Source organism: Planococcus sp. CP5-4_YE (assembly GCF_019042655.1).
Taxonomy (GTDB): Bacteria; Bacillota; Bacilli; order Bacillales_A; family Planococcaceae; genus Planococcus.
This window is the reverse complement of sequence record NZ_JAHPZO010000003.1, coordinates 40,009-57,911: the sequence shown is the minus strand read 5'-3', so window position 1 is coordinate 57,911 and position 17,903 is coordinate 40,009. Positions and strand designations below refer to the sequence as shown.

The 17,903-nt window shown below is 45.7% G+C and carries 17 protein-coding genes; 16 read left to right on the top strand and 1 reads right to left on the bottom strand.

Annotated elements, in window-relative coordinates:
- Positions 1-91 precede the first annotated feature (91 nt).
- The 15 genes from KTG14_RS04700 to KTG14_RS04630 all read left to right on the top strand — a co-directional run bounded on the left by KTG14_RS04700 (position 92) and on the right by KTG14_RS04630 (position 13,884).
- Positions 92-973: a LysR family transcriptional regulator gene (locus KTG14_RS04700; RefSeq protein ID WP_216969835.1), complete on the top strand. Its 882-nt coding sequence runs from the start codon at positions 92-94 to the stop codon at positions 971-973.
- A gap of 230 nt (positions 974-1,203) precedes the next feature.
- Positions 1,204-1,518: a hypothetical protein gene (locus KTG14_RS04695; RefSeq protein WP_216969833.1), complete on the top strand. Its 315-nt coding sequence runs from the start codon at positions 1,204-1,206 to the stop codon at positions 1,516-1,518.
- Between the two features lie 63 nt (positions 1,519-1,581).
- Complete coding sequence (locus KTG14_RS04690) at positions 1,582-2,097, top strand: hypothetical protein (protein WP_216969832.1); 516 nt, start codon at positions 1,582-1,584, stop codon at positions 2,095-2,097.
- Between the two features lie 427 nt (positions 2,098-2,524).
- Positions 2,525-3,349, top strand: coding sequence for an undecaprenyl-diphosphate phosphatase (locus KTG14_RS04685; RefSeq protein ID WP_216969830.1), 825 nt, complete (start codon positions 2,525-2,527; stop codon positions 3,347-3,349).
- A 325-nt stretch (positions 3,350-3,674) separates the two neighbouring features.
- Positions 3,675-4,061: a transcriptional regulator GutM gene (locus KTG14_RS04680; protein ID WP_216969828.1), complete on the top strand. Its 387-nt coding sequence runs from the start codon at positions 3,675-3,677 to the stop codon at positions 4,059-4,061.
- 12 nt (positions 4,062-4,073) lie between these two features.
- Positions 4,074-4,601, top strand: coding sequence for a PTS glucitol/sorbitol transporter subunit IIC (gene srlA / locus KTG14_RS04675; RefSeq protein WP_216969826.1), 528 nt, complete (start codon positions 4,074-4,076; stop codon positions 4,599-4,601).
- A 40-nt stretch (positions 4,602-4,641) separates the two neighbouring features.
- The gene (srlE, locus tag KTG14_RS04670) at positions 4,642-5,697 is read left to right on the top strand and encodes a PTS glucitol/sorbitol transporter subunit IIB (protein ID WP_216969824.1); all 1,056 of its coding nucleotides are present in this window, start codon (positions 4,642-4,644) and stop codon (positions 5,695-5,697) included.
- A 24-nt stretch (positions 5,698-5,721) separates the two neighbouring features.
- Positions 5,722-6,087 (top strand): PTS glucitol/sorbitol transporter subunit IIA, encoded by a 366-nt coding sequence (locus KTG14_RS04665; RefSeq protein ID WP_216969822.1) that lies wholly within the window; start codon positions 5,722-5,724, stop codon positions 6,085-6,087.
- 18 nt (positions 6,088-6,105) lie between these two features.
- Entirely contained in the window at positions 6,106-7,407 is a 1,302-nt protein-coding gene (locus KTG14_RS04660; RefSeq protein ID WP_216969820.1) for an NAD(P)H-dependent oxidoreductase, read from the top strand.
- Positions 7,408-7,518: 111 nt separating this feature from the next.
- Positions 7,519-7,857 (top strand): bh protein, encoded by a 339-nt coding sequence (locus KTG14_RS04655; RefSeq protein ID WP_216969818.1) that lies wholly within the window; start codon positions 7,519-7,521, stop codon positions 7,855-7,857.
- A 136-nt stretch (positions 7,858-7,993) separates the two neighbouring features.
- Positions 7,994-8,977 (top strand): thiamine pyrophosphate-dependent dehydrogenase E1 component subunit alpha, encoded by a 984-nt coding sequence (locus KTG14_RS04650; RefSeq protein WP_216969816.1) that lies wholly within the window; start codon positions 7,994-7,996, stop codon positions 8,975-8,977.
- 24 nt (positions 8,978-9,001) lie between these two features.
- Positions 9,002-9,985: an alpha-ketoacid dehydrogenase subunit beta gene (locus tag KTG14_RS04645; protein ID WP_216969814.1), complete on the top strand. Its 984-nt coding sequence runs from the start codon at positions 9,002-9,004 to the stop codon at positions 9,983-9,985.
- 17 nt (positions 9,986-10,002) lie between these two features.
- Positions 10,003-11,376, top strand: a complete 1,374-nt coding sequence (locus KTG14_RS04640; RefSeq protein WP_216969812.1) for a dihydrolipoamide acetyltransferase family protein — start codon at positions 10,003-10,005, stop codon at positions 11,374-11,376.
- A 13-nt stretch (positions 11,377-11,389) separates the two neighbouring features.
- On the top strand, positions 11,390-12,823 hold the full coding sequence (gene lpdA, locus KTG14_RS04635) for a dihydrolipoyl dehydrogenase (protein WP_308461989.1): 1,434 nt from the start codon (positions 11,390-11,392) through the stop codon (positions 12,821-12,823).
- A 125-nt stretch (positions 12,824-12,948) separates the two neighbouring features.
- A complete protein-coding gene (locus tag KTG14_RS04630; protein WP_216970160.1) occupies positions 12,949-13,884 on the top strand; it encodes a sugar-binding transcriptional regulator in 936 nt (311 codons plus the stop codon).
- A gap of 239 nt (positions 13,885-14,123) precedes the next feature.
- Here KTG14_RS04630 and KTG14_RS04625 read toward each other — a convergent pair whose 3' ends face one another.
- The gene (locus KTG14_RS04625; protein WP_216969808.1) at positions 14,124-15,356 is read right to left on the bottom strand and encodes an extracellular solute-binding protein; all 1,233 of its coding nucleotides are present in this window, start codon (positions 15,354-15,356) and stop codon (positions 14,124-14,126) included.
- 368 nt (positions 15,357-15,724) lie between these two features.
- Here KTG14_RS04625 and KTG14_RS04620 point away from each other — a divergent pair, with 368 nt between their 5' ends.
- Complete coding sequence (locus KTG14_RS04620) at positions 15,725-17,890, top strand: glycoside hydrolase family 3 N-terminal domain-containing protein (RefSeq protein WP_216969806.1); 2,166 nt, start codon at positions 15,725-15,727, stop codon at positions 17,888-17,890.
- The last annotated feature ends 13 nt before the right edge of the window (positions 17,891-17,903 follow it).

The following is a 17,903-nucleotide window of genomic DNA, read 5'->3' as shown; positions in this document are numbered from 1 at the left end:
ATTGCTCATCATCCCGCTTTCAGATACGAGAGCGGGATTTTTTATGCTATGATGTAGTGAGAACTATTATCAATTAAAAGAGGTGAATGCCGTGCTGGGGAAATTACATACCTTTCAAGTGTTGGCTGAATGCCGGTCCTATACCGAAGCGGCGAAACAGCTGTATTGCTCGCAGCCTTCCGTCAGCCAGCAAATCCGCTATTTGGAAGAATACTATGGCGTAAAACTTATCATCCGCAAAAAACAAGGCGTTGAGCTGACAGAGCGCGGCGTCCTGTTACAAAAACAAGCTGGCCAATTGCTCGAATTGTTTGAAGCGACGCGACACCTCATGGCCACACCTGCAACCCAAAAACCAGTAGCCATTTATATGAGCAAACACATAGCCGAAAGTTATTACGAGGAGTTGTTCGATTCAAGCGCTTCTTGCTGCAAGGCTTGCCCTTTTGAGATCAATGGCCGGTGTTATATGGAACTGCGTGAACAGTTACTGGCTAAAAGAGCCAAATTTGCCGTAATGCCGATTTATCCTGAAGATGATGGACTTCACCAAGCATACGATATCCAAGGCCTGTTTGAAGAAGAATTCCAATTGGTCTTCTCCGCAAGCCATCCTTTGGCGACCCGAAAAGTGATCTATGCAAAAGACCTGGAACATGCGTCCGTATTGCAGACGCAAAGCAGGCATATGCAAGCACTCGTCCAGCAAGCGCTTGAAGCGAAAGGCGTCGTGGCTTTTTATATGCAGATGACCGACTTCAAGATTATCAAAAAAGCGCTGAGGCAAAGCGACTCGGTTTCTTTTCTGCCGCTAAAAGCGCTGGATTCAACTGATGCGTCATTGGTTTACCGTTCTGTCAAAGGGCTGCGCATTGTCCGGCAAAACGGGCTGGTCATTGATCCGGAACAACAGTTAAGCCAAGCAGAACAAGCCTATTGCGACCATATTACGGAAAAGCTCTCTTCATTTTGATGAAGGGAGTTTTTCTATTATAAGAAATCCTTATACAGCCATCACGAAAAATAATGCAAGTGGCAGCATCATATAAGGGGAAAGAGAAAAATCGGGAGTTGCTATGGATACACTAGTTGATAACGATTCTCAGTGATGATAGATTAAAGTGGCACAGCGAAGAGAAACCTCGCTTCATGCCAGCTTCTTTAGAAAAGCTTTCAGTTCCACTTTAGAAATGGGGCGAGCAGATGAAGAAAGTTCTATTGTTTTTGGTCGTAGGCCTGTCGTTTTCCAACCCAGCCTATGCTGAATTGCTTGATGGTTTATGGAATGAACCAGGAATCGGTGAAACATTATCAAGCTACGATGAGGCTCCGATTCGTTTAGAAGGGCCTTCTGCTTCAACTGGTTTATTGAGCGCAAATACTGAGGCGAACGTTCTCATTAAAGAAGAGATCGATGAACAAGCTGGAAAAGTGAGTGGGATGACACTTGCTGTCATGGCAGCCGCTGCTGTCTTTGTCTATTGGCTGAACAGAAAGAAAAAGCAGGAATTTGATTAAGCCACAATAAGAAATTCAGAAAAAATCTTATATATCCATCATTTATTGCAGGAGGTATTGGAAATGACAGCTATTCAAATCTATGATGAGCAGGAATTGGTCCATATCGCTTTTGACGATATTCGTAAATACCATGGAACGAAAGAAATGGCGGCTGTTGGGGTCGCTTACCGCATGGCGGAAGCGGCATTTGAAGCGCTTTACGGTGTGGATGTGCCGGAGCGGCAGGAACTAGCCATCCAAGCAGGACAGGACTGTGCGGGATTCCGAGATGCCTTCGAATTCATCACAAGAGCCGAAACGCGCGGAAAATATTTCGTAGATCCAGACTATCCTGCTGCCAGGTTCGATCCTTATACGCGAAGCTCTTATGCATTCATCTTTTCGCGTGCCACAGGAGAAGAAGTGGAAGTCAGCTTAAAAAAAGATTTCCTGCCTGCTGTTTTTTACGACTTGGCGAAGAAAGACCGGGACTGCTTGTTGACACAAGATGAAGCCCAAGCCTTCGAAACGCTCAAGAAAGACTTATGCTTCCGCGCGTTAGAGCTTCCTCTAGACGAAGTCGTGGAAGTGCGCTGAAAAATTAAGTTTGCTATAAAAAGGAATGACAAACGAGAAGTGCAAATAATAATGTCATTAAGCATACACAGCAAAGAGGAAACGCTGGAAAATTCAGCGTTTCCTCTTTTTGCGTTCAAGACAGGAATGGTTTAACTCGTGCATGTCTTTCATCCTACTAGGAGCTGGTTTTTGTAAATCTAATATTTCCCTAAGTCATTTGTCTACCTGGACAGGTGGCTCGCGGGTTTTAACTTGGAGTGGTAGATGGCTATCGAGCGATAGATTATGCGAGAAATACCCAGTCTATTTAAAGATGAATGCGATCGGTAAAGGGGATCCCATGAGACTGAAGAAAAATAAATTCAGGACTGGGGTTTTAAGCGCAACCAATTTCAAAAAAAGAGCGTCTTCATAATGTCAATCTACTACGTTTGAAGGAGCAATTATGGAGATCATCGAAATATTAAAAGCATTGGTGCTAGGGATAGTGGAAGGCCTAACCGAGTTTGCACCCATCTCATCAACAGGACATATGATCATCTTTGATGATTTATGGCTCAACACCGAAGGGTTTTTAGGCGGGCCGTCAGCCAATACCTTCAAAATCGTCATTCAGCTTGGATCTATCCTTGCGGTCGTCTTCGTATTTTGGAAACGCATGCTGAGCCTTGTCGGCTTATACAAAATCGAACAAGACAAACCCACGACATTTAATATCCTGCACGTCTTGATCGGCATCGTGCCGGCGGGGATTTTCGGCTTGTTGTTTGAAGACTTCATTGACGAGCATCTCTTCAGCATTGAAACCGTGCTGATTGGTTTGGTCATCGGCGCTTTCTTCATGATCATCGCTGATAAATTCGGGCCCAAAAAGCCATCGATCAATTCACTGGACGAAATCAGCTATATCAAAGCGTTAAGCGTAGGAACCGTTCAATGTTTTTCCTTGTGGCCAGGTTTCTCTCGTTCAGGCTCGACTATTTCAGGCGGCGTGTTGCTCGGGCTGGATCATAGAACCGCAGCTGACTTCACCTTTATTATGGCCGTTCCGATCATGCTCGGGGCTTCAATCGTCTCACTGGTGAAAAATTGGGAAGCCATTTCATTCGATCATCTCAGTTTCTATGCCGCAGGATTTGTCACTGCTTTTATCTTTGCATTGATTTCCATTAAGTTTTTCCTGAAATTAATTTCACGAATCAAGCTGGTGCCTTTTGCCATTTACCGTATTGTGCTCGCCAGCGTTTTGGCATTCATTGTGTTTCTTTAAAAAAATCGATTGTTTCCCTTAAACTTGAAGTAAAACAGCGGTGCGAATTCAATATTCGCACCGCTGTTTTTAATAGGAAAAAAACGAATAGTTTGGCATAAAGAACATCGTCTAAAAGCAAGCATATTTATATAGTAGAAAGTTTGCTGCATATTTTCCAAACACATCGACAAAATAAGCTTTCAAGAAAAAAGTGAATTTGGCGAAATAATTAAAATATTCTTTCAAAAGCTATTGATTTATTGTGTAAGCGCTTTTATAATGTTTTTAATAACATTTGTGCTTATTCAGAACAAATGTAAAAAAAGACTGGAGGGGATTTGTTTTGTGGGGATGGTTTATCGCTTTGTTTGCAGGGATATGGATCCTTCAGATTTTAATGACAAAAGTCCAATTGAGAAATTACCAGGCAACGATAAAAAAAATGAGCAACAGGCCATCCGGATATTTAGGGGTAGGCATACAGAAACAAAAATTAGGGATTGGCGTCATCGCTATATTGGTGACCGATGAAGAGGGCTTATTGATCGAGAGCCAACTCATGAAAGGCGTGACGGTGTTCAGCCGGTTTGAAGCGTTTCCTAAATACAACGGACTATATATAGAACACCTAAAAGAAAAACTGAACGAGGATTCCGATGGCCAGGCTTTCAAAATGGCAATTGAAAAGATTGAAATGCAAATGAGTAAAAAAACAAATCTAGCAGTATAAGGAGGAAGAGAGATGGATTTTTTAGTATCGCTCGCTGAAGGCTTTATCGGTATGTTTCAAGCAGGTGCAGATACGTTTACAGGGCTTGTCACAGGCATTATCCCATTACTGATTGTGTTGATTACAGCAATCAATGCATTGATCCGGTTAATCGGTGAAGAACGCATTAATCGCCTTGCCGCAAAGAGCACCAAATACATTATTTTACGCTATACGATTTTTCCCGTCTTGGCTGTGTTCTTCTTGACCAACCCAATGGCATACACATTCGGAAAATTCTTGCCTGAAAAACAAAAGCCAGCATTTTACGATTCCGCCGTGTCATTCGTTCATCCCATCACGGGATTATTCCCACATGCCAATCCGGCTGAATTGTTCGTCTATCTCGGAATCGCAGCGGGGATTACAGAATTGGGGCTATCCTTGGGGCCATTGGCAATCCGTTTCTTCTTAGTAGGGGTCATCGTCATCTTGCTCCGTGGAATCGTAACTGAATTCATTACGATCCGCATGATGAAGTCTAAAGGCATGGAAGTCTAATAGGTTTTAGAGGCGCTTATTTGAAAAGGGGGCAAGAAAAATGGCAGACAACCAAACACCATTAAACTATAGAGCGATTTCCGTGACAAAAGGCCGCGGAGGTTGGGGAGGGCCGCTGACGATACGGCCAAACGAAACACAACGGTATATTGTATCGGTTACAGGCGGCGGGATCCACCCTGTGGCGGCGGAAATAGCGCGTTTAACGGGTGCTGAAGCGGTGGATGGATTTAAAAGTTCGTATCCGAAAGAAACAATGGCTTGCGTCATCATCGACTGCGGCGGAACAGCGCGTTGCGGTGTATATCCGAAGATGAACATTCTAACGATCAATGTAAATGCGACTTCACCATCGGGCCCATTGATGAAATTCATTAATGAAGAAAATTTCGTCTCCGGGGTAACGGTTTCAGATATTAGTTCAGAAGCTGCATTTTATGAAGATCAAAATGAAGTGAAAGATGCGGTGGATGAAACGGTAGCGCCAGCTGTCCGCAAAACGCCGCAGGAATTGAAAGAAGAAGCAAGAAGGAAAGTGGCAGCGAACAGCAGCAACGAGCCGCCTAAAAAGATGAACATCGTCGAACGGGTCGGCCGCGGCGCCGGAAAAGTCGTCGGGGTACTTTATCAAGCAGGACGCGAGACGATCGATCAGGTCATTAAAAACATTCTACCTTTCATGGCATTTGTCAGTATGTTAATCGGAATCATCACCTTTACGGGAATCGGCGATATCATCGCCAATTTCGTAACGCCGCTTGCCGGAAACCTTGTTGGCCTCCTTATTCTGTCAGTCATTTGTTCCTTGCCGATTCTTTCGCCATTGCTCGGGCCAGGTGCGGTCATTGCACAGGTCGTCGGTGTGTTGGTCGGTGTAGAAATCGGACGCGGCAATATTCCGCCTGAACTGGCACTTCCGGCATTGTTCGCCATCAACCCTCAAGTAGGAGCTGATTTTGTTCCGGTCGGGTTGACTCTTGGAGAAGCCGAACCGGAAACAATTGAAGTCGGTGTTCCCGCAGTATTGATTTCTCGATTGATTACAGGGCCGTTGGCGGTTGTCATTGCCTATTTATTGAGTTTTGGGATGTATTAAAAAAAGAGATTGGGTGGAATATCTATGATTACAAAATACGAAGCGAAAATCACGGAAATTGGTGAAGAAGTAGATCTATTTGCTGAAGAAAACATGATGGTCATTTTCAATAACACCGTTCCGGAAGAACTTCGTTCATTTGCTGTTATCCATGAACAAGCGGATCTACTTGAAGGCGTCGAAGTGGGCGATTTTTTGGAAATCAATAATGAGCGTTTTGAGATCCTTTTTGTCGGCGCCAAAGTGAACGAAACACTCCGGGACCTTGGCCATTGCACCATCGCTTTTACTGGCGACGCAACAGCCAATTTGCCTGGCACGATGTGTGTAGAAAAGACGCCTCTGCCGGAATTAGCGCTCGGAGCCGAAATCCGGATATTAAAAGCCTGACAATGAGGAGAGTGGGCCATGCTTGGCATCAATAGAAAGCTAGAAGAATTAGAGAAGACAGGAACGATTATCAAGGTGGGGCTTGTTGGTGCAGGCCAAATGGGAAGAGGAATGGTTTCTCAAATTGAAAACATGGCTGGCATGAGGGTCGTTTTCACGGCGGACATTCAACTTGATAATGTCGTCAATGCCTATGTAAAAGCCGGTGTGGTGGATGGGGATATTGTTCAGACCAATGCAGCAGAAGAAGCAGCTGAAGCGATCCGTTCCGGAAAAGTCGCAGCCACGACTGACGCCCGGTTGGTGACATCTTCAACAGAAGTGGATGTCGTGGTCGATGCTACCGGAGTGCCAGACATCGGCGCGAAAATCGCTTGGGATGCCATTTTGAATAAAAAGCACATCGTCATGCTCAATGTAGAGGCTGATGTCACAATCGGGCCCTTATTGATGAAGATGGCCGATGCCAGCGGCGTTGTTTATACAGGGACAGCAGGTGACGAACCTGGTGCCATTATGGAATTATATGATTTCGCGGATGCCCTTGGCTTTGAAGTGGTAGCGCTTGGAAAAGGAAAAAATAATCCGTTGAACTTAGCGGCGAATCCCGACACTGCAGCAGAAGAAGCGGCACGTAAAGGCGCAAGTGCGAAAATGCTGGCTTCATTCCAGGACGGCACGAAAACCATGGTTGAAATGACGGCAGTCGCCAACGCCACAGGATTCTTACCCGATACGCCGGGAATGCACGGATTTGTCAGCGACGTGAAAGGGCTTCCGGAAATCTTCAAATTGAAAGAAGACGGCGGGCAAGTCAGCAACAAGAAGATTGTCGAGTATATTAACGGAGTGGCGCCAGGTGTTTTTGCCATCATTGCTTCAGAAAAAGAAGAAGTCAATCATGAAATGCAATATTTGAGCATGGGAGCAGGGCCGAATTATGTGCTATACCGTCCGTATCATTTGACCAGCTTGGAGACGCCGATTTCCATTGCCCGCGCGTATATTTACAATGAAGCGACGATCGCCCCGTGGAAAGGGCTTCAAGCAGAAACGGTCACGGTGGCCAAAACCGACCTGGAAGAAGGGCAATTTTTGGATAGTATCGGAGGGTTCACGGTTTATGGCCGTATTCTCTCAGCCGTAGATGCAAAAGAACAGAATGCCTTGCCGCTAGGCTTGGTCGATCGCCACGTCCAATTGAAGCGATCCATTCAAAAAGGTGAAATTATCTCCTATGGCGATGTGGTACAAACCCAAGAGTCGACTATTTGGCGCTTGCGGCGCATGCAGGACGATACGCTTTCGGCAAAAGCTTGAAACGGGAACCAAATCCAAGTTCCATGATATGAAATTGTTTGATCGGTATTAGACAGAGGCTCTAATCTTCATGGAGACATGTTAACTACCTAAATGAGAAGGTGTTTTAGTATGAAAGTGAAAAAGATGGAAGCCGGTTTATACTGTGTCCATTGCAGAGAAGACGTCAATCATGAAATTACGTACATCAACGATGACATCAAACGCATTCGCTGCATGCAGTGCAATCGTACAATAGAAATGAACATGGATCTCAAAAAAGAGTTCTATAAGGAATTATACGAACGCATCTCAACCAAGCCCACACGCGTTACGAAAGAATACAGGGAAGATCTTAGCCACCTATTGCTGTCGCTTCCTTTTCGCGCAATCAAAAAGCCGTATCGTGTGCTGAAAGAAGTTCATTCTTCCCGAAGAGTCATCAATACGTACAAGCCAAAGAACAAATAACGCGCCACGGACAAAGGGTCAAACTTCTGAAACACAGGGAAGTCTGGCCCTTTTGTTCTTGACGAATAATCAGAAAAGACTTATAATTTTACATATGTTACGAGTATATACAAATGTAAAATGAGGAGGAATACAAATGACATCATTGCTCAATTTGCCATCGCATCTAAAAAAAGATGATTTAACGGCTTTGCTGAAACAAATGTGGCAGATTCGATTTTTTGAAGAGAAAGTCGATGAATTCTTCGCCAAAGGCATGATTCACGGCACGACGCATTTAGCGGTTGGGCAAGAAGCTTCTGCAGTCGGTTCGATCGCGGTGTTAGAAGAGCGCGACAAGATCACGAGTACGCACCGAGGGCATGGGCATTGCATTGCCAAAGGAGCGGAAGTCAATCGAATGATGGCTGAGCTGTTTGGGCGTACAACGGGATATTGCAAAGGCAAGGGAGGCTCCATGCACATTGCCGATGTTGACAAAGGCAACCTCGGCGCCAATGGAATCGTAGGGGGCGGATTTGCGATTGCCACTGGCGCGGCACTGACATCCCAAATGAAAAATGAAGGGTATGTCGTTCTTTGTTTCTTTGGCGACGGGGCATCCAATGAAGGCAGCTTCCATGAAGCGCTGAACTTGGCATCCATCTGGAAGTTGCCGGTTGTCTTTATTTGTGAAAACAACCAGTACGGCATGTCCGGCCCTGCAAAAGAAATGATGAACATCGAAGACATAGCAGCACGTGCCGAATCCTACGGAATTCCAGGGAAAGTCGTGGACGGCAATGATGTCTTCGACGTCATGAATGGCGTTAGCGAAGCAGTGGACCGCGCACGAAATGGGCAAGGCCCGTCGATTGTCGAAGCAAAAACCTATCGCTGGAAAGGGCATTCAAAGAGCGATGCCAAAAAATACCGGACGCGTGAAGAAGAACAGGAGTGGCGGGCGAAAGATCCCATCGCGCGTCTCCGGGATGTGCTGATTCAGGAAGGGTTGCTGACAGATGAAGAGGCGGCGGAAATCAAAGCCGCAGCGAAAAAGGAAATCGAGGATTCTGTCGAGTTTTCAAAACAAAGCCCGATGCCGACGATCGATGATTTAATGGAAGACATTTATGCATAAAGAGGAGCAAAGGAGCGGAAGATTATGAGGGAACTGACTTATTTGGAAGCCGTTAGAGAAGCGATGAGCCAAGAGATGCGCCAAAATGAAGACGTCTTCATCCTGGGAGAGGATATCGGCGTTTACGGCGGTGCGTTTGGCGTCACTCGCGGGATGATTGAAGAGTTTGGCCCGGAGCGTATCCGCAATACCCCGATTTCTGAAGCGGCCATCTCGGGCACAGCGGTAGGAGCCGCCTTGACGGGCATGCGCCCGATTTTGGAGCTTCAGTTTTCCGATTTCATGACCATCGCTATGGACAATATGGTCAACCAAGCAGCCAAAATCCGTTATATGTACGGCGGGAAAGGAAAAGTGCCCATGGTGCTTCGTACACCGGCTGGATCGGGCACCGGTGCAGCTGCCCAGCATTCTCAAAGCCTGGAAGCATGGATGGCCCATGTTCCTGGCTTGAAAGTCGTCCAGCCATCCACTGCATACGACGCCAAAGGGCTCCTGAAAGCCGCAATTGATGAAGACAACCCGGTCATTTTCTACGAACATAAATTATGCTATAAAACAAAATCGGACGTACCCGAAGAATTGTACTCCATTCCTCTCGGCCAAGCAGATATTAAACGGGAAGGAAGTGACGTAACGATTGTCGCTACGGCAATCATGGTCCATAAATCGCTGGAAGCGGCAGTGGAGCTTGAAAAAGAAGGAATCAGCGTTGAAGTGATCGATCCGCGCACGCTTGTGCCATTGGATACCGACACCATCATCGAGTCCGTCAAGAAGACAAGCCGCCTGGTGGTCGTGCACGAAGCGGTCAAGCGCGGCGGCTTTGGCGGAGAGATCGCCAGCGTGATCGCTGAAAGCGAAGCATTCGATTATTTAGATGCACCGATTAAGCGCCTAGGCGGGAAGGCTGTCCCGATTCCGTACAATCCTGAACTTGAAAAATCCGCCATCCCTGGTGTCGATGATATCGTGGCAGCTGTTAAAGAAACATTAAACCACCGGTAAGAAGGAGGAGCGGGCTGATGGCCAAAGAAATATTCATGCCAAAACTGAGCAGCACAATGCAGGTAGGAACGCTTTTGCAATGGTATAAAAACGAAGGCGATTCCGTTGATGTGGGCGAGCCGTTATTTGAAATCATGACGGACAAAATCAATATCGAGGTCGAATCCTACGAAGAAGGCATCCTGCTGAAAAAATACTTTGAAGAGGACGATGAAGTGCCCATTAACCACGTGGTCGGATATATCGGTGAAGCTGGTGAAAAAGTGCCCGAGTCGGCACCTGGTGAATCAGGGGCTGCCAAAGAGCAAGAGGATTTAAGTGATTCGCGGGAAGCTCAACCAGATGATTTAGCACAGCAAGGGATTACCGAAACCACCTCCCAAGAAGCAAGCCGTGACTCAGCGGACAGCCAACCATCTGCTGATAAAATTCGAGCGACACCGGCTGCTAGAAGGGTATCAAGAGAAGAGAACATTCCGCTTGCTACCGTTACAGGTTCTGGGCCGAACGGACGGATTCATCAAAACGATGTGATGGCTTTTGTTTCCTCGAAAACTTCAGCTAAAGCGACACCGCTCGCGAAAAAAGTGGCGCAAGCGCAAGGGCAAGACTTGCAAGGAGTAACCGGCACGGGCGCAAACGGGAAAATCTACCGCGCCGATGTGGAAAATGCCAAACAAGCAACGCTTGCTGCTGGAACAGGCGGCAAACGCATCAAGATGGAAGGCATTCGAAAAGTCGTGGCGCAGCGCACATTGCAAAGTAAAACGACTGCTCCCCATGTGACATTGACAACCGAAGTGGATATGTCCGAGGCCATCAACCTGCGCAAACAATTGCTTGGAATGATCGAACAGCAGACTGGATTCCGCATTTCGTATACGGAAATCATTATGAAAGCTGTGGCATTTTCTTTGAAACAGCATCCGAATGTCAATGTATCGTTAGAAGGCAATGAAATTGTCTATAAAGAAGACATCAATCTGGGGCTTGCAGTAGCCGCCGATAATGGCCTAATGGTACCTGTCGTTAAACATGTCGATCAAAAAGGCTTGTCTTCTTTGACCGCTGAATGCAAACGCCTCGGCAAGGCAGCTCGTGACAATCAGGTCAAACCGGATGAAATGTCGGGCGGGACATTTACCGTCAGCAACCTGGGAATGTATGCCATCGATGCCTTCACGCCGGTCATTAATCAGCCGGAATCAGCCATTCTTGGCGTCGGGCGCATCAATGAAAAGCCAGTAGGCATTGACGGTGCCATCGAACTTCGGCCAATGATGGTCCTGAGTTTGTCATTTGATCACCGGGTGATTGATGGCGCCCCGGCCGCAGCCTTTTTGACGGAATTGAAAGAAGCGCTCGAACAGCCGGTAAAATTATTGGTGTAAGGAGTAGATGCGAGTGAATAGCTACGAAGTGGTGGTGCTTGGCGGAGGGCCGGGAGGATATGTTGCCGCAATCCGTGCGGCGAAACTTGGGAAAAAAGTGGCATTAGTCGAAGCGCGTGAACTCGGCGGCACGTGCTTGAATCGAGGCTGCATTCCATCCAAAACTTTATTGAGGCACGCGGAAGTGATTGAAACAATTGAAAAAGCCAAAAGCTGGGGCATTGAAACCGGGGACATGACTTTTTCCCTTTCCAAAATGCTCGCCCGTAAAGATGCGGTCATCCAACAATTGAGAAATGGCATTGCGCATCTATTGAAGCAAGGGAAGATCGATGTCTATAATGGCGTCGCAAAAGTTCCATCGGCCGGAAAAATCACGGTTCAGCTGGCTGACAAAGAGGAAGTCATCCAAGGAGAAAAAATTATCCTGGCAACCGGGTCACGGCCACTCGTTCCGCCAATCGATGGCATTGAAGAAGCGGCATATTTTACGAGTGATACCATTTTCGACATCGAGAAAATTCCGCAATCGCTTGTGATTATAGGCGGCGGCATCATCGGAGTGGAACTCGCGTGCATTTTTGCCAGCTTGAACGTGCCGGTAAGCATCGTGGAAATGAACGACCGGATCGTGCCGAGTGAAGAACCGGAAGCCTCTAAAGCGCTTGCGAGATCTTTGAAAAAGAAAAAGATTAGCATCATGACGAGTACCAAAGTGACCAAAATTGAACAGCAAGGTGCCCGTCAGCTCATTCATGTAGAAACCGCTCAAGGAAAAGCAGAAACATTGGATACCGAAACGATTTTGATGGCTGTCGGCAGAGCGCCCAATACTTCGGCCTTTGCGGAATTAAAGCTCGAGATGGACGGTCCTTTTGTGAAAGTGGATAGCGCCATGCAAACGAGCAACCCTGCCATCTATGCGGTCGGAGATGTGACAGGAGGCTGGCAGCTTGCCCATGTCGCGAGTGCGGAAGGTATTGTCGCTGCCGCCAATGCAGCGGGTGAAAAAGAGACAGTGGATTACCGGATGGTTCCGCGCTGTGTCTATACCAGTCCAGAAATCGCCAGTGTGGGCTTGACGGAACAACAAGCGAAACAGCAAGGAATCGACTACAAAGTCGTACGAGTTGACCATGCAGGAAACGGCAGGGCGTTAGCGCAGGATGAGAAGGAAGGGTTCACGAAGCTGATTGCCGGAACACAGTATGGAGAAATTCTCGGGGTGCTCATGGTCGGTCCGCATGTAACGGAAATGATCGCGGAACCTTCTGCGTTTATTCACTTGGAAGGAACGGTGGACGAACTGGCGTCGCTGATTCACGCCCACCCGACTATTACCGAAAGCTTATACGAAGCTGCCGCCTCCTGGATCGGAAAAGGTGTTCACCATAATGGTTTTATAGATGAAAAAATGGAAATCAACTGTCATTCGAACGACAATTGAGCAGGCACATGTAGTATAGTTATTCATAAGAGTGGTAACTGGCAATTGCTATCAGTTGCCACGAACAAATGAAAGCGGTTGATTAACTGTCTTCAAGTTTATTTAAAAGAGAAGGTGCAATGACAATGAATTGGGACGAGCGCAGGCAAATCGTGAAAGTAGCGACATTGTATTATTTTGAAGGGCTCACACAGGCAGAAATCGCCAAAAAAGTGGGTGTGTCCCGTCCGTTGATTTCCAAACTGCTGAACAAAGCGCGGGAAAACGGAATCGTCGAAATTTACATTAGAGATGAAAATGCGCACACCGTAGAGCTGGAAAACCGCCTGGAAAAGAAGTACGGATTAAAAGAAGCCATTGTGGTGCCGTCAGCCGGTCGGGATGCTGAAATGGTCAAGCAATCACTAGGGAAAGCCGCTTCATTCTACGTCTCGAAAAATATGAAAGGCGTCAAGAAACTGGGAATCTCGTGGGGGCTTACCTTGGCGAAGTTTGTTCAGGAATATCCTTATGAGCAGCATCAGCAACTAAAAATTATCCCACTGGTCGGCGGCATGGGGACGAAGCTGGTGGAGATCCATTCCAATTTGCTGGCGTATCAATTGGCTCAAAAGATGAATACCACCTGTTCATATTTATACGCCCCGGCGATGGTGGAAAACGAGGAATTGAAAAAGCGTTTGGTTCAGTCCGAAGACATTGCCATGGTCCTGGAGGAAGGACGCAATGTAGACATGGCAGTAGTCGGAATCGGCAACCCGTTTGAACAATCTACCATGACTACCATGGATTATTTAAAAGAGGAAAGCTTAGTCTCCTTAAAGAAAGCTGGCGCGGTTGGGGATATCGGTTCGCGTTTTTACGACCAAGCCGGAAAACAGATCGAGCACCCCTTGAATGACTTGGTCATCGGACTCGATATCAACGAATACAAACGCATACCCGAAGTAATCGGGATTGTAGAAGGCGCCCATAAAGCGGAAAGCATCAAAGCAGCCTTGAGAGGCGGATATTTTAATGTACTGGTCATTGACGATACGACCGCAGCCTTAATCTTATAAGCGAAAAGCTGTCGAAGCAGTAGAAAGTGTGCTGCTTCGACAGCTTTTTTTTAGTGGCGCTATTAGTAATGGTGAGAGCGTTAAGGAGTGTCATCTAAATGGACAAATTTATGTAATGGAATAGAAAAAGATGACTTCGGCTAATAACGAAGTCATCTGATTGCAGCTGGCTGCCTATTGCTTTTATTAAATTATCCACTAAATTGGGTTTGATACACAGTTCTTAGATAAAGGGTTATTTATTCACCGAGTATTCTGGAAGCAGTTGCTTTATAATCTTCTATTGCCTGATCGATATCTGCATCTGCCAAATTAATTTGTTCAAGTGTATTCACCAATTCCGCGCCAAGGCGTTCAAATTCTGGAATCAGGGGCAGTGGCTGAGTAGCACTTAATTGCTCTCCAAATGTGCTAATCATCGGATCCTCATTGAGAGCGGAATCTTCCCAGCTGTCTAGGTTTGCCGGCAATTCACTCTTAAGATCATACCAAGCTAATTGTGTATCTGGCTCAGCCATCCAATTAATGAAATCGAGAGCGCCTTCTACGTTATCAGAGTTGTGAAAAACAGATAAGTGAGCTCCGCCCATCATCGACGTATTATTTTCGGCAGCTGGCATAACATGGACAGCCCAGTCGCCTTCGATTTCAGGTGCTCTTTCTTCAATTGTTTTAATGTCCCATGGGCCACTAAAGAACATTGGTTTGGAACCATCTGCGAAAGCTTGGAAAAACTCCTTGCCTTCTCCGGTCTGTGAAAGGCCTTCTTCAAAGAACAGGTGATTCAGTTCGATGGACTCTTTGAAGCCCGGATCACTAAAACTTTCTGAACCTTTGTCAGCATCATAATTCCAACCCTGCTCCCATGCGAGTACAAACGGGAATTGAGGATCGCTCTTTGGCAGGTCGATGGAATACTGATCTTCGCCGCGAGCAGCTAATTGGCGTGAGGCGTCAATCATATCTTCCCACGTTTCAGGTCCTTCTGGATATCCAACTTCCCCGAGTATATCTGTGCGATAGAATAATGCACGTGTATCCACATACCAAGGAATTCCGATGGTCGTATCTTCATACTGGGTTGTTTCGACTGCAGTTTCGTAAAAGTTTTCAGGAGCCAGGTTTTCATAGTCAGCCAAATAGTCCGTCAGATCAAGAAAAGTACCTGCTTCAGCGAATTCAGCAACCCACGTAGTTCCAATTTGAAGCACATCGGGACCTTTGCCAGAAGCCACAGCTGTCAATAGTTTGTCATGGGCATTTGCCCAGGGGATTGTTTGAACTTCTACAGTATTTCCGGATTCGTCTTCGTATTCTTTAACAAATTCATCCAACCCATTCGACATTGTCCAAACAGTAATTGTTTTATCGTTTGAAGCTGATTGGGAACTATCATCTGAGGAACAGGCACTAAGTGTTAAAGTCATGCCGAGCATTGCGGTAGTCAGCCATGCGAATTTTTTAACTGTCATTATATACACTCCTTAGAATAGTTGATCGCATTAAAAGTTTCGTTATGAGAAAGTTAGCAAGCTTACTGAACATTACATTCTACTTTTTTTGAAACATCACTCCCTGAAAGTCTGCAATATCATCGAAACGTTTGTATTAAAATAAAAAGAATTTCGGTTTAATAAAAATAGCTATTCCATGATTCCGCGTATATTGTTGTATTAGGTAAGCATTAAAGAAGTAATTCATAAAAACTAAAGTAATTAAATTTGAAATTTTTGTTGAAACGTTTCGATAAACCGATTATAGTTGTATTTGAAAACGATTACAACCATAAATTGAATGATTTTTTAAAATCGTTCGAAAATATGGAAGGGAGGAGTCTAACATGCATAACGAGTTTCTGGCAGGACTGCTTAATCAAATGACATTTAATGAAAAAACGGCTCAATTGACACAATTAGCAAAGCCTTTTTTTAAAGGATCACATGACCAAGGCGAAATAACTGGACCTTTGGAAGAACTGAAGCTGTCGGATGAGTTAATCGAAAATGCGGGATCTGTTCTAGGTGCTTATGGCGCCCGGGAAATAAAAGATATACAGAAGAGGCACTTAAAAGATAATAGGCTCGGTATTCCACTCTTGTTTATGGCTGATGTCATACACGGCTACAAAACAATTTTTCCGGTTCCCCTCGCGATGGGGTGTTCTTGGAATTTAGATTTGGCTGAAAAGAGCATGGAGATGGCTGCAAGAGAAGCTGCAGTATCGGGTCTTCATGTTACATTCGCTCCCATGGTCGATCTGGTTCGTGATCCTAGGTGGGGACGGGTCATGGAGTCCACAGGAGAGGATTCTTATTTGAACAGCCGGTTTGCCGAAGCGCAAGTGCGCGGGTTACAGGGCACAGATTTAACGGCACATACAGAGCGGCTCGCTTCCTGTGTGAAGCATTTTGCAGCCTATGGCGCAGCAGAAGGGGGCAGAGACTATAATACAGTTGACATGTCAGAGCGGCAACTTAGAGAATCCTATCTGCCAGCTTATAAAGCGGCCCTTGATGCTGGCAGTGAATTGGTGATGACTGCCTTTAATATAATTGATGGGGTGCCCGCAACTGGAAATAAGTCTTTGATGCGTAACTTGCTGCGGAAAGAATGGGGATTTAACGGGGTGCTCATCTCTGACTGGGGAGCTGTGAAAGAGCTGATTCCACATGGTGTGGCTGCAGATACTTCAGAAGCAGCTGAGAAAGCATTAACGGCAGGTGTGGATATTGAGATGATGACGACTACTTACTCGGATCATCTAAAACAATTGGTGGAGAACGAAAAACTCGATGAACAATTAATAGATGAAGCCGTGATGCGTGTGCTTGAATTGAAGCAAAAATTAGGGTTGTTTGAGAATCCTTATCGAGCCGCAGATGAAGCTCGCGAAAAAGCGGAAATCCTTTCTGAAGAAAATCGAAAAGTGGCTCAAGACCTTGCAGCCGAATCCTGTGTTCTTCTCAAAAATGATGGGATGTTGCCCTTGAAATTAAACCAGCGGGTAGCACTTATCGGACCATTTGCTGAAAACAATGATATTTTAGGTCCTTGGTCATTTGTAGGTTCAAAAACTGATGCAATTACGCTGAAAAATGGAATCGAAAAGAAACTGAAAGAAAGCAATTTAGTAGTCGAGGAAGGCTGCGGCATTGATGCCGGCTTAAATGAGAAACTTGATGCCGCCTTAAAGGCAGCCGAAGAGGCAGATGTTATTATACTGGCACTTGGAGAAAGCTCAGAGATGAGCGGTGAAGCTGGATCACGAGCAAACATTAAATTGCCATCTATTCAACTGGAACTGGCCAGTCGCATTCACCAGCTTAATAAGCCGGTTGTAACTGTTCTGTTCAACGGTAGGCCACTTGATCTGGACGGGGTTATCGATAAAGCCAATGCTGTGCTTGAAGCTTGGTATCCTGGAACCGAAGGTGGGGCAGCGATAGCAGATCTCCTCTTTGGAGAAGCTAATCCTTCTGGAAAACTCTCTATGTCGTTTCCTCAATCTGTCGGCCAGATTCCTGTTTATTACAATCATTTTAATACAGGACGCCCGAAAGACGCTCCGGATGCTCAAGTTCGTTATGTATCACAATATTTGGATACCCCTAATGAAGCGCTAATGCCATTTGGATATGGTTTAAGCTATACAAACTATATTTATGAAAATATGACTCTTTCACAACAGCAGATTAAAACAGATGAGGTTTTAACAGCAGCTATTACAGTGGTGAACACAGGGAGTTACGCAGGGGCAGAAACAGTCCAACTCTATATTCGAGACAAGGTAGCTGAAACAGTTCGGCCATTAAAGGAATTAAAAGGATTTCAGAAAATTTGGCTAGAACCTGGAGAGTCTAAGCAAGTAGAATTTATTATTTCGGAGGACCAGCTGCGCTATCATCATTCGAATTTAGTTTACAAAAGTGATCCTGGCAAATTCATTGTCTTTATCGGGCCAAACAGCCGGGATGTAACGGAACAAACATTTGAGTTAATAAATTAAAAGGAGATTTTTG